This is a genomic window from Arthrobacter sp. 49Tsu3.1M3 (genome assembly GCF_900168135.1).
Classification (GTDB): Bacteria; Actinomycetota; Actinomycetes; order Actinomycetales; family Micrococcaceae; genus Arthrobacter.
In genome coordinates, this window is sequence record NZ_FUZD01000010.1 from 81392 (window position 1) to 94830 (window position 13439).

General features: G+C 68.4%; 11 protein-coding genes and 2 tRNA genes. 4 read left to right on the forward strand and 9 right to left on the reverse strand.

What is annotated here, in order from left to right; genetic code table 11:
• Positions 1–5: 5 nt before the first annotated feature.
• Entirely contained in the window at positions 6–1331 is a 1326-nt protein-coding gene (gene murA, locus B5X90_RS12515; protein WP_028278332.1) for a UDP-N-acetylglucosamine 1-carboxyvinyltransferase, read from the reverse strand.
• Between the two features lie 248 nt (positions 1332–1579).
• Here murA and B5X90_RS21265 point away from each other — a divergent pair, with 248 nt between their 5' ends.
• Positions 1580–1816 carry a hypothetical protein gene (locus B5X90_RS21265; protein WP_179129134.1) on the forward strand — a complete coding sequence of 79 codons (237 nt, stop codon included), beginning with the start codon at positions 1580–1582 and terminating at the stop codon, positions 1814–1816.
• A gap of 153 nt (positions 1817–1969) precedes the next feature.
• Here the strand turns inward: B5X90_RS21265 and leuD are convergent, their stop codons facing one another.
• Positions 1970–2572, reverse strand: coding sequence for a 3-isopropylmalate dehydratase small subunit (leuD, locus tag B5X90_RS12525; RefSeq protein WP_026538920.1), 603 nt, complete (start codon positions 2570–2572; stop codon positions 1970–1972).
• 73 nt (positions 2573–2645) lie between these two features.
• A complete protein-coding gene (gene leuC / locus B5X90_RS12530) occupies positions 2646–4100 on the reverse strand; it encodes a 3-isopropylmalate dehydratase large subunit (protein ID WP_079553498.1) in 1455 nt (484 codons plus the stop codon).
• Between the two features lie 130 nt (positions 4101–4230).
• On the opposite strand from leuC, the gene B5X90_RS12535 reads away from it, so the two are divergent.
• The gene (locus tag B5X90_RS12535; protein ID WP_026266447.1) at positions 4231–4950 is read left to right on the forward strand and encodes an IclR family transcriptional regulator; all 720 of its coding nucleotides are present in this window, start codon (positions 4231–4233) and stop codon (positions 4948–4950) included.
• Between the two features lie 13 nt (positions 4951–4963).
• A complete protein-coding gene (locus B5X90_RS12540) occupies positions 4964–5500 on the forward strand; it encodes a DUF1697 domain-containing protein (protein ID WP_079553571.1) in 537 nt (178 codons plus the stop codon).
• A gap of 45 nt (positions 5501–5545) precedes the next feature.
• On the opposite strand, the gene B5X90_RS12545 is transcribed toward B5X90_RS12540, so the two are convergent.
• From B5X90_RS12545 to B5X90_RS12560, 4 genes are all read right to left on the reverse strand, one after another.
• Positions 5546–7228, reverse strand: coding sequence for a GTPase (locus B5X90_RS12545; protein ID WP_079553500.1), 1683 nt, complete (start codon positions 7226–7228; stop codon positions 5546–5548).
• Positions 7225–8997 (reverse strand): dynamin family protein, encoded by a 1773-nt coding sequence (locus tag B5X90_RS12550; protein WP_079553573.1) that lies wholly within the window; start codon positions 8995–8997, stop codon positions 7225–7227. The genes B5X90_RS12545 and B5X90_RS12550 overlap by 4 nt, the downstream gene beginning before the upstream one ends.
• 168 nt (positions 8998–9165) lie before the next feature.
• A tRNA-Glu gene (locus B5X90_RS12555) sits at positions 9166–9238 on the reverse strand.
• A 129-nt stretch (positions 9239–9367) separates the two neighbouring features.
• Positions 9368–9439, reverse strand: a tRNA-Gln gene (locus B5X90_RS12560).
• A gap of 416 nt (positions 9440–9855) precedes the next feature.
• Here B5X90_RS12560 and B5X90_RS12565 point away from each other — a divergent pair.
• Positions 9856–11169: a hypothetical protein gene (locus B5X90_RS12565; protein WP_256860211.1), complete on the forward strand. Its 1314-nt coding sequence runs from the start codon at positions 9856–9858 to the stop codon at positions 11167–11169.
• Positions 11170–11193: 24 nt separating this feature from the next.
• Here the strand turns inward: B5X90_RS12565 and B5X90_RS12570 are convergent, their stop codons facing one another.
• Together B5X90_RS12570 and gltX are read right to left on the reverse strand one after the other, a co-directional pair.
• Complete coding sequence (locus B5X90_RS12570) at positions 11194–11919, reverse strand: HAD family hydrolase (RefSeq protein WP_079553503.1); 726 nt, start codon at positions 11917–11919, stop codon at positions 11194–11196.
• Between the two features lies 1 nt (position 11920).
• Positions 11921–13438 carry a glutamate--tRNA ligase gene (gene gltX / locus B5X90_RS12575; RefSeq protein ID WP_079553505.1) on the reverse strand — a complete coding sequence of 506 codons (1518 nt, stop codon included), beginning with the start codon at positions 13436–13438 and terminating at the stop codon, positions 11921–11923.
• Position 13439 lies beyond the last annotated feature (1 nt).

The following is a 13439-nucleotide window of genomic DNA, read 5'->3' on the forward strand; positions in this document are numbered from 1 at the left end:
CCCCGCTACTTGGCCGAGGTGATGTCGAAATCGGCGCCTAGGCCCGCGAGCTTCTCGGTAAAGCGCTCGTAGCCGCGGTTGATGATGTCGATTCCCGTGACGCGGGAAGTGCCGGTGGCGGCCAGGGCGGCAATGAGGTGGCTGAAGCCGCCGCGCAGGTCCGGGACGTCGATATCGGTGCCCTTGAGCTGCGCCGGACCGGAGATGACGGCGGAGTGCAGGAAGTTGCGCTGGCCGAAGCGGCACGGCACGCTGCCGAGGCACTCGCGGTGGACCTGGATGTTGGCACCCATGCGGATCAGTGCATCGGTAAAGCCGAACCGGTTCTCGTACACGGTCTCGTGGACAATCGAAACGCCCTCGGCCTGGGTCAGGGCGACGATGAGCGGCTGCTGCCAGTCCGTCATGAATCCGGGGTGCACGTCTGTTTCGAGGACCAGGGGGTTGAGCTTGCCGCCGCGGTGGTAGAAGCGGATGCCGTCGTCGCCGATGTCCATGCCGCCGCCGACCTTGCGGTACGTGTTCAGGAAGGTCATCATGTCGCGCTGGGTGGCGCCTTCGACAAAGATGTCACCGCGGGTGACCAAGGCCGCGGACGCCCAGGAGGCGGACTCGTTGCGGTCCGAGAGGGCGCGGTGGTTGTAGCCGCCGAGGTCCCTGACGCCTTCGATGCGGATGGTGCGGTCAGTCTGGACGCTGATGATGGCGCCCATCTTCTGCAGCACCGCGATGAGGTCCACAATTTCGGGCTCGGTGGCAGCCCCGGAGAGTTCGGTGATGCCCTCGGCGCGCGTGGCGCTCAGCAGGACCTGCTCGGTGGCGCCCACGGACGGGTAGGGCAGCGCAATCTTGGCGCCCTTGAGCCCGTTGGGTGCGGAGATGTGGATGCCGCCGGGGCGCTTTTCCACGACGGCGCCGAACTGGCGCAGGACGTTGAGGTGGTAGTCGATCGGACGGTCGCCGATCTTGCAGCCACCCAGGTCCGGGATGAAGGCCTCGCCGATCGCGTGGATCAGCGGCCCGCACAGCAGGATCGGGATGCGCGAATCGCCGGCGTGGGCGTCGATGGCCGTGCTGGAAGCCGTCTTGGCGCCCTTCGGGTCGAGCGTCAGATCGCCGGTCACGGGATCCTTGTCCACCCTGACGCCGTGGAGCTGGAGCAGGCTCGTGACAACCTCGACGTCCTTGATTTCAGGCACGTTGCGCAACACCGATGGCTCATTGCCCAAAAGGGCGGCAACCATGGCCTTGGGGACAAGATTCTTGGCCCCGCGAACGGTGACGCGGCCAGTTAGCGGGACGCCTCCGCGGATTGTCAGAACACTACTCATATACCGGTTTCCTCACGACTACTCGCCCCCAAATCCTTACAAAGGCTCCAGCTAAGCATAGGAGCATCCGTTACCGATCTGAAATACGGAGCGGTTCCAGCGGCCTCGTGTTGGCCCTTTCGGCACGGATGCGGCGGCGCTTTCGGGCCTGCGGACGTTGCGTCGGGTGGGCGAGGAGGGTTTGCCCGGTGCACCGAGGACCAGACCGACTCCCGAGAAATGGAGAACCCTTCGAATACGATCGTGTGATGCCTCGCCTTATCGCTCCGGACGTCATTTATCACACCTCCTGGCTGGAAGCGTCCGCCGAATTCGACGGTGCCCACCGGGACGGCGCGGGTGCGGAGGACTGGCCGCTGGAAGAACTTCGGCCAACAGCTATAGACCAGCCACTCTCCCAGCCGGGCTCCCGCCAACTTCACCTGATCCGGGTTCGGGCGAAGGTCCTCGAGAACCGCAAACGCGTCGCTGCCGCGGCGGCCTGAGCGCGATGAGTGCTGCCATACAAAACAGGAGTGACGCACAAACACGCGTGCCGACGTCGAGTCGGAAAACTCGACGGCGGCACGTCATTGCCGGACGCATCACAGAGCCGCGGCCCTCGGGCCCCGACCCTCGGGCCGGGAGCCTCTGGAGCCTTACGACAACCGGGCGGGCAGCGTCTTGGGCTTGAAGGAAGGCCGGGTGGCCTCATACGCGGTGATGTCGGATTCGTGCTTCAGCGTCAGCCCGATGTCGTCCAGGCCCTCGAGGAGGCGCCACCGCGTGTAGTCGTCAATCTCGAACGGCGCCACAATGTTGCCGCACTGCACGGTCTTGGACACGAGGTCCACCGTCACCTCGGTGCCCGGGGCGTTTTCGAGTTCTTTCCAGATGAGCTCGATGTCATCCTGGGCGACCTCGGCGGCGAGCAGGCCCTGCTTGCCGGAGTTGCCCCGGAAGATGTCAGCAAAGCGGGAGGACAGGACCGTCTTGAAGCCGAAGTCCTTCAGCGCCCAGACGGCGTGCTCGCGGGAGGAGCCGGTGCCGAAATCGGGGCCTGCCACCAGTACGGAACCTGCGTTGAACGGCGCCTGGTTCAGGATGAAGGACGGGTCCTTGCGCCACGCGGCGAAGAGCGCGTCCTCAAAGCCGGTGCGCGTGATGCGCTTGAGGTACACGGCGGGGATGATCTGGTCCGTGTCGACGTTGCTCTGGCGCAGCGGGACACCGATTCCGGTGTGAGTGGTGAACTTTTCCATGGCGGATCCTTCGGGACTGTATGGATCGAGGCGGTGTGGAGCGAGGCTTCGGATTTGGGCGGGAAGGCGGAGGCTACGCGGCGTCGACTCGGACCGCCGCGGACTCCGGAGCAGGGTCCAGATCCGACGGCGAACTCAGGGTGCCTCGGACCGCCGTCGCCGCAGCGACCACGGGCGAGACGAGGTGGGTGCGGCCGCCCTTGCCCTGGCGCCCCTCGAAGTTGCGGTTGGATGTGGAGGCGCAGCGCTCCCCCACCTCCAGCTGGTCCGGGTTCATGCCTAGGCACATGGAGCAGCCGGCGAAGCGCCACTCGGCGCCGAAATCCTTGAAGACCTTGTCCAGGCCCTCGGCTTCAGCCTCGAGCCGGACGCGGGCGGAGCCGGGCACCACCAGCATGCGCACGGCCGGGTCCTTGGTCCGGCCGCGGATGATGTCGGCGGCGGCCCGGAGGTCCTCCATCCGGGAGTTCGTGCAGGAGCCCAGGAACACCGTGTCCACCCGGATGTCCTTCATCGGGGTGCCCGCCTGGAGCCCCATGTACTGCAGGGCGCGTTCGGCGGCGGCCTTGGCGTTCTCATCGCCGAAGTCCTCGGGCGAGGGCACCTTTGCGGACAGCGACACGCCCTGGCCCGGGTTGGTTCCCCACGTCACGAACGGTTCCAGGGTGTCGGCGTCGAGGTCCACCTCGACGTCGAACGCTGCGTCGTCGTCGGTGTGCAGCGTGTTCCAGTACTCGACGGCGGCATCCCAGTCGGCGCCCTCGGGCGCATGCGGGCGGCCGTTCATGTAGTCATACGTGGTCTGGTCAGGAGCCACCAGCCCGGCACGGGCGCCGGCCTCGATGGACATGTTGCAGATGGTCATCCGGGCTTCCATGGACAGCGCCCGGATGGCGGAGCCGCGGTATTCCAGCACGTAGCCCTGCCCGCCGCCGGTGCCGATCTTGGCGATGACGGCCAGGATGATGTCCTTGGCGCTCACGCCGGGGCGCAGCGTGCCCTCAACGTTGATCGCCATGGTCTTGAACGGCTTCAGGGACAGCGTCTGGGTGGCCATGACGTGCTCCACCTCGGAGGTGCCGATGCCCATGGCGAGCGCTCCGAAGGCGCCGTGGGTTGAGGTGTGGGAGTCGCCGCAGACCACTGTCATGCCGGGCTGCGTGAGGCCCAGCTGGGGGCCCACCACGTGCACGATTCCCTGCTCGGCGTCGCCGAGGGAGTGCAGGCGGACGCCGAACTCCTGGCAGTTGTTGCGCAGGGTCTGGATCTGGGTCCGGCTGGTGAGATCGGCAATGGGCTTGTCGATATCCAGCGTGGGAGTGTTGTGGTCCTCGGTGGCGATGGTGAGGTCCGGCCGGCGCAGCTTGCGGCCGGCGAGCCGCAGACCTTCAAAGGCCTGCGGCGACGTCACCTCGTGCACCAGGTGGAGGTCAATAAAGAGGAGATCCGGCTGGGCGTTGGCTCCTTCGCCGTCCCCCTTGCGCACAACGTGCGCGTCCCAGACTTTCTCGGCCAGTGTCTTTGCCACGGCCTGCTCCCTTCACTGCGGTAAGTATTGTGCGTTCCGATGGACTATCTCTTCCACTGAACCAGCACAGCCAAGTAATACGCCAGCGCGTTGACTTGCATCTCAGATAATGAGACGTCAATATCATTACATGGACAATTCTAGTGGAGTCGGTGTCATCGATAAAGCGGCCCATGTGCTTGACGCACTTGAGGCCGGCCCCACCACCCTGGCGCAGCTGGTGGCGGCCACGGGACTGGCCCGGCCCACCGTGCACCGGCTGGCTCTCGCGCTGGTGCACCACAGGCTCGTGAGCCGCGATATCCAGGGCCGCTTCGTGCTCGGGAGCCGTCTGGTGGAACTGGCCTCCGCCGCCGGCGAGGACCGCCTCATTGCCTCCGCCGGCCCCGTGCTCATGCAGCTGCGCGACGCCACCGGCGAAAGCGCCCAGATCTTCCGCCGCCAGGGTGACTGGCGCGTCTGCGTGGCCTCCGCCGAACGCCCGATCGGGCTGCGCGATACCATCCCCGTCGGCACCCAGCTGTCCATGAAGGCCGGTTCCGCCGCCCAGGTGCTGCTGGCGTGGGAGGACCACGACCGCCTCCTGGAAGGCCTCCAGTCCGCCCGCTTCACCCCCACCGTCCTGGCGGGAGTACGACGCCGGGGCTGGGGCCAGAGCCTCGGCGAACGCGAGCCCGGTGTCGCCTCCGTTTCGGCCCCCGTCCGCGGGCCGTCCGGCCGCGTGATCGCCGCAGTGTCCATCTCCGGCCCGATCGAGCGCCTGACCCGCCAGCCGGGGCGGCTGCACGCCGAAGTTGTCTGCAACGCCGGCCGTGTCCTGACGGAAGCCCTGCGCAAGACCAACGACTAAGTATGCTGTGCCCATGAACAGCTATGCGGTGTTCCTGCGGGGCATCAACGTGGGCGGCATCAATATCAAGATGGCCGATCTCAAGAACGCCCTGAAGTCCCGGCCGTTTTCGGGTGTCGTGACCCTGTTGGCCAGCGGCAACGTCGTGCTGGCCAGCGAGCTGGATCCGGCCGGCGTCAAAAAGGAATTCGAGGCGTGCCTGCGGGAAACCTTCGGCTACGATGCCTGGGTGGTGGTGCTGACCGCGGGCCGTGTGGCAGCGCTGGTCGACGCGTGCCCCTACCCGGCCGACGACGCGTCCACCCATACCTACCTGACGCTCGCCTCTGATGAAGAGGTGCTCTCGGAGCTGCTCGAGGCAGGCAGGGCCTTGGACGGGGCCGAGCTTACCCGGCTGGGCCCCGAAGCCCTGGCCTGGCTCGCCCCCGCCGGTGGCACGCTGGACAGCCCTTTCAGCAAGCTCTCTTCGAAGGCGAAGTACAAGGCTGCCACCACCACACGCAACCTCCGCACCATGATCAAGGTCCGCGACGCCGTGGCCGGGATTTAGGCAGGCCGCAAGCTTTCCAAAAGGCTGCGGTCCCGCACGGACGGCTCACTGCCGACCCGCGGCGGCCTTCAGCGAGGCGGTGAACTTCGCCAGCCGGCCGACCTCACGTTCCACGGGCGCCACGACGAGTTCCCCCGCGACGGCCGCCACGGCGGCTGTCAGCCGCTTCCGGGCCACGGCGCTGCGTGACGCTGCCGCGGCTCCGGAGATGAACCGCGCCCCGATCGCCAGGACGATGCCCAGCAGCACTCCCCCGGCGATCATCACCGTAGGCACCGGCCAGCCCTGGACCCGCGGGACCTCTGGAACTGGAAGTTGCAGGTAGCCGAGCGCAGCCAGGAATCCCAGCCACGCGAACCCGGCCAGGGCCGTCACCAAGGCGAGCGACTGAACCACATTGAACCCGCCCCACCACCAGGACTTCTTGCCAGCGGACAACTCTGTGGAGGCAATTGCCTGGTCCAGGGCATCCGGCAGCCGGTCGCTTCCTTCCCGGGCGGCGCCGCGGATGGCCGCCCGCCACGGGCCAGGGGCACCGGCGGACGCCGCATCGGCGAATTCCCGGACGGCGGCATCGGTCCGCGCCTGTTCCGGCGCCCCCGCAGGAGGCAGCGAGGTCCGGTTCAGCGCAGGCTTGGCGCCCTCGCGTCGCAAGTTCAGACGCCGCAGCGGATCCGGCCGGAACCTGGCCAGCCAGCGGGTCACCGGCCAGCCCGTGCGCCTGGTTGCCTCCAGGCGGTAGGACCGGGCGACGGCGTCGACCACCAGCGGCACGTTGGCGGCCACAGCCAACTCCCCCGCCAGCCGGGCCTTGGCCGCGGCCGTCGCACCCGCGGCCGCCCCGCCACCCGCGGCCGTCGCACCCTCGGCCGCCCCGCCACCGGCGGCCGCGCCACCCGAGGGCAGGCCGGACGCCTCGGCCAGCCGGGTAGCGGCCTGCGAGACATCTGCGGCAAGTCGCTGTGACATTGCCCTCCGCTGCATGGCCACCTGCCGGATCGCGGCCCGCACCTTGTCCACCCCCGTCCCCAGCACGGCGGAAGCCCCGAGGACCTGAACTTTTCCCAGCCCGTCCCGCGCCAGGATAGCTGTGAGGGATTCCAGGACCGGCCGGACCTCGTGCTCCGGGAGCCTGTCGACCTGGTTGAGCACCACGATCGTGACGGCCCCGTGCGATGACAGCGGGGCCAGGAAATCGTTGTGCACGGCGGCGTCGGCGTATTTCTGCGGATCGAGGACCCAGACGAGGACGTCCACCAGGCCCACCATCCGCTGCACAATCTCCCGGTTGGCGGCCCTGGTCGAGTCGAAGTCCGGCAGGTCCAGAAGGATCAGCCCGGTGTCGTCGTCGGCGAACCCTTTGATCGGCGCGGCAGCGTGGCGTTTTCGGACCTCCAGCCAGTCCAGCAGCGCATCGCTTCCTTGGACGCCCCAAATGCCCGCCAGCGGCTCGGTGGTGGTCGGCCGGCGCACGGCCGCCGTCGCGATCTCCTCGCCGTTTACGGCATTGAAGAGCGATGACTTGCCGCTGCCCGTGGCTCCAAAAAACCCGACCACCGTGTGGTCTCCGGACAGCAACCGCCGCGAACTCGCACGGTCGAGCACCTGCAGGACACTGGCCAGGGTCTCCTCCGGGAGGACTCCGGCTGCGAGCTCCGTGGCGCTGTTGAGCGCTTCCAGCCGGCGATCGAGCTGGGACGTCTCGCGGGTGGCGGCATGACGGCTCATGACGTGGCCGCCAGCCGGCGCAGTGCCGCCGCATGGCCGGCAATGGCTGAGGGCGGCACGCCGCCGTCGACCTCCAGCCGGGTCAGGAACCGCTGGCACTCCGCCGCCAGCAGGCCCTGGCACCGCAGGTGCAGGTCTTCGCGCGCGGTCCGGGCGAGGCGGCGGACGGCGTCCTCCCCGAATACTGCCTCCAGCAGGCGCTGACCCACGACGGCGGTGCCGCCGGCAACTCCGATCTCAAGCCCGGTCAGGCCCGCGGTCATGGAGAACACCACAATCATCAGGGCAGCGCCGAGGCCGTTGATGCCGAAGGACAACCAGCGGGCCTGGGTGCGCTTGCCCTGGCCTTCGGTGCGGATGAGTTCCATCAGGCTCCCCTGCCAAGCGCGGATTTCGGCCGCCACAGCGTCCGCGAAACCCTCGGAGGCGCCGGAAAGATCGTCGGTGCCCAACACCTGCCGGCCGGCCGGGTCTGAACGCCACCGCTGGTCGGTCTGCTCGGCGGCTTTGGCGGCTTGATCGAGAATGACCGCCTGCAGTCCCGTTTCGATCGCGGTTTCCACCCTGACCGCAGGCGCCGGTTCGCCCCGGAAGAAAGCACCCGCACGGTCACGGAAGCGTCCGATGTTCTGTTCCATGGCGCGGAAGAACTCCCCGGTCCCGACGAAGTCCTGCCAGCGCGCCAGCACTTCGCCGCGGAGGAGTGCGCCGTCGCGGGTGGCCTCAAGGATCCTGGCCACGGCGTCGTCATAGGCGCTGCGGGCGTCGGCTGCGAGAACCTCGGCTGCGTGCTGCTGTTCGGACAGCGCCTGCTCCGCCGCGTCCACGCGGTGGGCGAGGGCGAGGAGGGTGCCGTTGAGGGTGCGCCGGGCGATTCGGGCCCGTCCTGCGGCGTCCCCCGCCAGCTTTCCGAGCCAAAGGCGCAGCGGCCCGGCGGCCTCTGCCGGAAGCATCCCTGCGGCATCCAGCGGCAGCTCCGGCACCACGAACAGTTGGGCGGCCCCCAGCCCTTCCCGGCTGAGCATGGCCTGCAGGTCCTCGCTAACTTCCGATTCCGCCGCTGGCGGCACCCGGTCCAGGACCACTGCCACCATGATGTCGCGGGAGGCAGCATCCAGGAGCAGCCGCCAGGGCACTGCGTCGGCATACCGGTTGGCTGTGGTGACAAACACCCAGAGGTCTGCGGCGGCAAGCAATTGCCCGGCCAGCTGCCGGTTGTTCTCGGAAATGGAGTCGACGTCGGGCGCGTCGAGCAGGGCGATTCCGGGCGGGACCGCGGAGTCGGAGATCAGGACCAGGGAGGTCACCGGGCCGGAATCCAACGCCGCATCAGCCGGGGCCGGCGCCCGGCCATCCACGACGGCACCCCGGATGCGGCCCAGGGCCGGCAGCACCCGCTGCCCCTCAAACCAGGCGGCGTCGGCGGGATGGTGCAGCAGGATGGGCTGGCGGGTGGTGGGGCGGATCGCACCGGCCCGCGTGACGGGGTGGCCCACCAGCGCGTTGACCAGGGTGGATTTTCCGGCCCCGGTGGAACCGCCCACCACGGCCAGCAGGGGCGCATCGAGGCTGCGGAACCGGGGCAGGACGTAGTCATCGAGTTGAGCCACGGCCCTTCGAAGGTCCAGGCGCGTTTGGTCGGTCCCGGGCAGGGCGAGCGGCAGCCGGAGGGCCCCGAGGTCCTGCCGCACTGCCTCCAGGAGGGCCACGCCGGTTGCGGCCCCGGGGCCGGTTTCATGGGAGCTCACTGCATCATCATGCCAGTTCAGAACGTGGTTCTTGCGGGGGCACTCCTGCGCGGAACCAAAGCGCCATGTGCAACGCATCGCGGGAGTCGGCGCGCCCGGCACTACGCCGGCGGATGAGGCCGCCTGGAAGCCCAGCCGTTCCCGGGAACGAAAAACGGCCCCGGGCTGATGCCCGGGACCGTTTCATTGTGACCCCAGCGGGATTCGAACCCGCGTTACCGCCGTGAGAGGGCAGCGTACTAGGCCGCTATACGATGGGGCCGCGTACTTCCTGAACAGCATTTCTGCCATTCAAGCCAAATGATTGTTTCATACATTTGGCCGCCGTTTCAAATCGGGCCAGCCGATTCAAAACTTCCGAATTTCAGCGGAAACCCGCGGAACTTCAGAGCTGGGATACCAGGACTCGAACCTAGAATGACGGTACCAGAAACCGTAGTGTTGCCAATTACACCATATCCCAAGGGCACTTTCGCTCCGGATGTTTGGGCCTAAACCCTCGCTCCCGGCGCCTCAGCACGAGTAATTACTTTACCCGAGAGTTTTCACTTCCACAAATCGGGCGGACGGCGGCGGGATCGGGGCGCCAGGGCGGGCCGCGCGCGGCGTCTCTGGAGGCCATACCCGCGCCAGCGCTTGCCAATGCGGCGGAAACACGTTTACGCTCGATAAGTTACCAACGAGTAACCACCCCTCCCCCACTCCGCTGAGGGCAGCTTTGCGCTCATTTTCCGGTGTTAGCTGCGTCACAGCTGCTGGGGTGGCCGTCAGCAGAGCCGCTGCCGGCGCGAACGTCGAGAGGAATCATGTGCCACAGAGTCGTGCCGCTATCAGCAAGACCCGGACCCGTGCGCAGCAATCTCCATCGCCACCCTGGCGTTGCTGCTCATTGCCCTGCTGGGGTTCTATACCCTCGTCACGGGCCGCATCACGGACGGTTCGGCCAGGCTCAAGGACGGGGCCGCCCAGGCGTCCGCCGGAGCCGGTCAGCTGGACGACGGCGCCGGGAAACTCGCCAACGGCGCCAGCCTGGCCGATGCCGGGGCCGGAAAGCTTTCCGCGGGGGCGCAAAAGATATCCTCGGGCATCAGCACCAAGCTGGCCCCCGGGGCGGACCAGCTCCAGGCCGGTGCCGGCAAGTTGGCCGAAGGTGCCGTCAAGATCGAAGCCGATGTCACCAGCAAGCTGGCCCCCGGCGTCTACAAAGTCGACGACGGTGCACAGAAGCTCGCGGCGGGGGCCGTGCAGCTTTCGGCCGCGCTGACGCCGACGCCGGCGGGCAACGCAGAGAACAACCTCGCCGACGGGGCCGCCCGTCTCGACGGCGGCGCTGCCCGGCTGGCTGGCGGCACCGCCGCGCTGGCAGGCGGCACGGACCAGCTCAAGGGCTACCGCGGCGCCAACGGCAATCCGGAGGCCGGAACCGGGACCGCGGCCCTGGCCCAGGCGCTGGAACTGCTGGAGGCGGCGGCGAATGACCCGGTCAGGGGGCTCGTTCCGCTTTCGGTGGTGAAGGACAAGATCGCCAGGATCACCGCGGGCGCGCACAAACTCGACGCCGGCGCCAGCCAGCTGCAGGCAGGCGCCCAGCGGCTGCAGGACGGCGCGGGCCAGCTGAACGCAGGAACGGGCAAGCTCAAGGCCGGATTCGCGACGCTGGCCGGGAAGCTTAACAGCCAGGACCCCGGCAGCCCGGGCGTGGTGCTGGGCACCCCGCTTCTGGCCGACGGCACGTCCAGGATCCGGATCGGGATGGACGGCGTCCCCGGCGATCCCGAGCACCCGGGCCTGCTCAAGGCCGCCGCCCGGATGACCGAGGGCAGCTCGCGCCTGGCCGACGGAACCGTGGCCCTGAACGCCGGGATCAAGGGCAATCCGGCCGATCCCGCCAACCCCGGCCTGCTGGGCGGCTCCCAGGCCCTGGCTTCCGGGGCCTCGGAACTCTCGGCCGGCAGCACTAAGCTGGCGTCCGGCTCCTCGCAGCTGGCCACGGGAGCGGACAAGCTCGCGGACGGCAACGCCCGGATTGCCGATGGCACCGGCACGCTGTATTCCGGAGCAGCCGCGGTGTCGCCCACCAGCTTGCTCCGGCAGTCCGACGCGGCCACGGCGCTAGGGCTCGTCGCAGTGCTGGCCCTTGGCGCCGTTGGCGCCTTCCCGGCGCTGCGGAAGAGGCAGGCCGGTCCACGGTAACGTCCGTGCCGGTTGCAGCGCCGGTTACAGCGGAGGCTGCGCCAGCAGGTCCAGCAGGGAGCCGACCTCGCGGCCCAGGAAGCCCGGGGCCGGTTCCCCGCTGCGGTTCAGCCAGACGCCGAGGAGGCCGGCCGCCGTCGAACCTTCAGCGTCGAGCAGCCGGTTGTCACCGACGTACAGCGTTTGGCCGGGGCCGGTGCCGATCCGGCGGACACCTTCGAGGTAGATCGCCGGGTCCGGCTTTGCGGCGCCGACGGTGTCGGTGCCGACCAGAACGGTAATCCGTTCGAGCCCGGCCGCGTCCAGCTTCACGCGCTGGTAGTCGTGGACATTGTTGCTCACGGCGCCGTAGGGAATGCCGGCGGCGTCCAGGGCGTCCAGCAGGGGCCCGACGTCGTCGAACGCCCGGATGTAGCCGTGCTGGCGGCTCGCGTAGGAACTCACCCAGTGGTGGGCCTGTTCGCCGTCGGCAAGTTCGACGCCGAAGTACCCCAGCGCCGCCCGGCCGCGGAGCAAGCGCTGTTCATTGAACGTGATCTCGCCGGCCAGGTAGCGGTCATAGAAATGAGTGGTCTCGCGGGTGAAGATCCGCCCGAACCTCTCCCACCCGGCCTCGTCCAGGCCGGGCAGGAGATGCTCGCTGACGTCGCGGAGGGCTGCCGTCATGGCGAATTCAAGGTCCACCAGGGTGTCGTCAATGTCGAACAGAACCCCCTGGACAGCGCCGCCGCCAAGGCCTGCCGCCAGCATGTCAGCCGCGGAAGGCGCGCAGGCGGGCCAGGGAGGAATCCTTGCCCAGGATGACCATGGACTCGAACAGCGGCGGGGAGATCCGCCGGCCCGAGACAGCAGTGCGGACCGGGCCGAACGCCAGGCGCGGCTTGACGCCGAGGCCTTCCACGAGGGCTTCCTTCAGGGCGGCCTGGATGTTCTCGGCCGTCCAGTCGGCAACGGGCTCCAGGGCGGCCAGGGCGGCGTCGAGCACCTCGGTGAGGTTCTCCGGCAGGCCCTTGCGGGCGTCGTCGGCGACGTCGATGGCGTCGTCGGCCTTGAACAGGAACGCGATCATTTCGGGGGCCTCGCCCAGCAGCGAGATGCGCTCCTGGATCAGCGGCGCGGCCTCGGCCAGGATCTCCTCCTCGCGGTCCGTGAGGCTCTCCCCGACGAAGCCGGCGGCCTGCAGGTAGGGCACCAGGCGGCCGCGGAAGTCCTCGGCGCCGAGCATGCGGATGTGGGTGCCGTTGATGGCTTCGGCCTTCTTGATGTCGAAGCGGGCCGGGTTGGCCAGCACGTCGTTGACGTCGAAGTTCTCGATCAGCTGGTCCACGGTGAAGATGTCCTCGTCGGCGGAGAGGCTCCAGCCGAGCAGGGACAGGTAGTTCAGCAGGCCCTCGGGGATGAAGCCGCGGTCCCGGAGCAGGAACAGGTTGGACTGGGGGTCGCGCTTGGAGAGCTTCTTGTTGCCCTCGCCCATGACGTACGGCAGGTGGCCAAAGACCGGCATGTAGCTGGCGACGCCGATGTCCATGAGGGCGCGGATCAGCACCACCTGGCGGGGCGTGGAGGAGAGCAGGTCCTCGCCGCGGAGCACGTGGGTGATGCCCATGAGGGCGTCGTCCACGGGGTTGACCAGGGTGTACAGCGGGGAGCCGTCGGCCCGGACAATGACGTAGTCCGGGATGCTGCCGGCCTTGAAGGTGATCTCGCCGCGGACCATGTCCGTGAACGTGACGTCCTCGTCGGGCATCCGGACGCGCAGCACTGGGTGGCGGCCCTCGGCCTTGAACGCGGCGAGCTGTTCGTCGGAGAGTTCGCGGTCGAAGTTGTCGTAGCCGAGCTTGGGGTCGCGGCCGGCGGCGCGGTGGCGGGCTTCAACTTCTTCCGGCGAGGAGTAGCACTCGTAGGCGTAGCCGGCGTCGATCAGCTTGGCCACGACGTCCTTGTAGAGGTCCAGGCGCTGCGACTGGCGGTATGGCTCGTGCGGGCCGCCAACTTCCACGCCCTCTTCCCAGGTGATGCCGAGCCATTTCAGGGCCTCGAGCAGCTGCTGGTAGCTCTCCTCCGAGTCGCGGGCCGCATCCGTGTCCTCGATCCGGAACACAAAGGTGCCCTTCGTGTGCCGGGCGTGGGCCCAGTTGAACAGGGCGGTGCGGATCAGGCCGACGTGCGGGGTGCCCGTGGGTGACGGGCAGAACCGGACACGGACCGGGGTGTCAGCGGTGACTTCACCGGTGGAGGCAGCAAGGGCGGAGCTGGGAGCAGTAGTCATA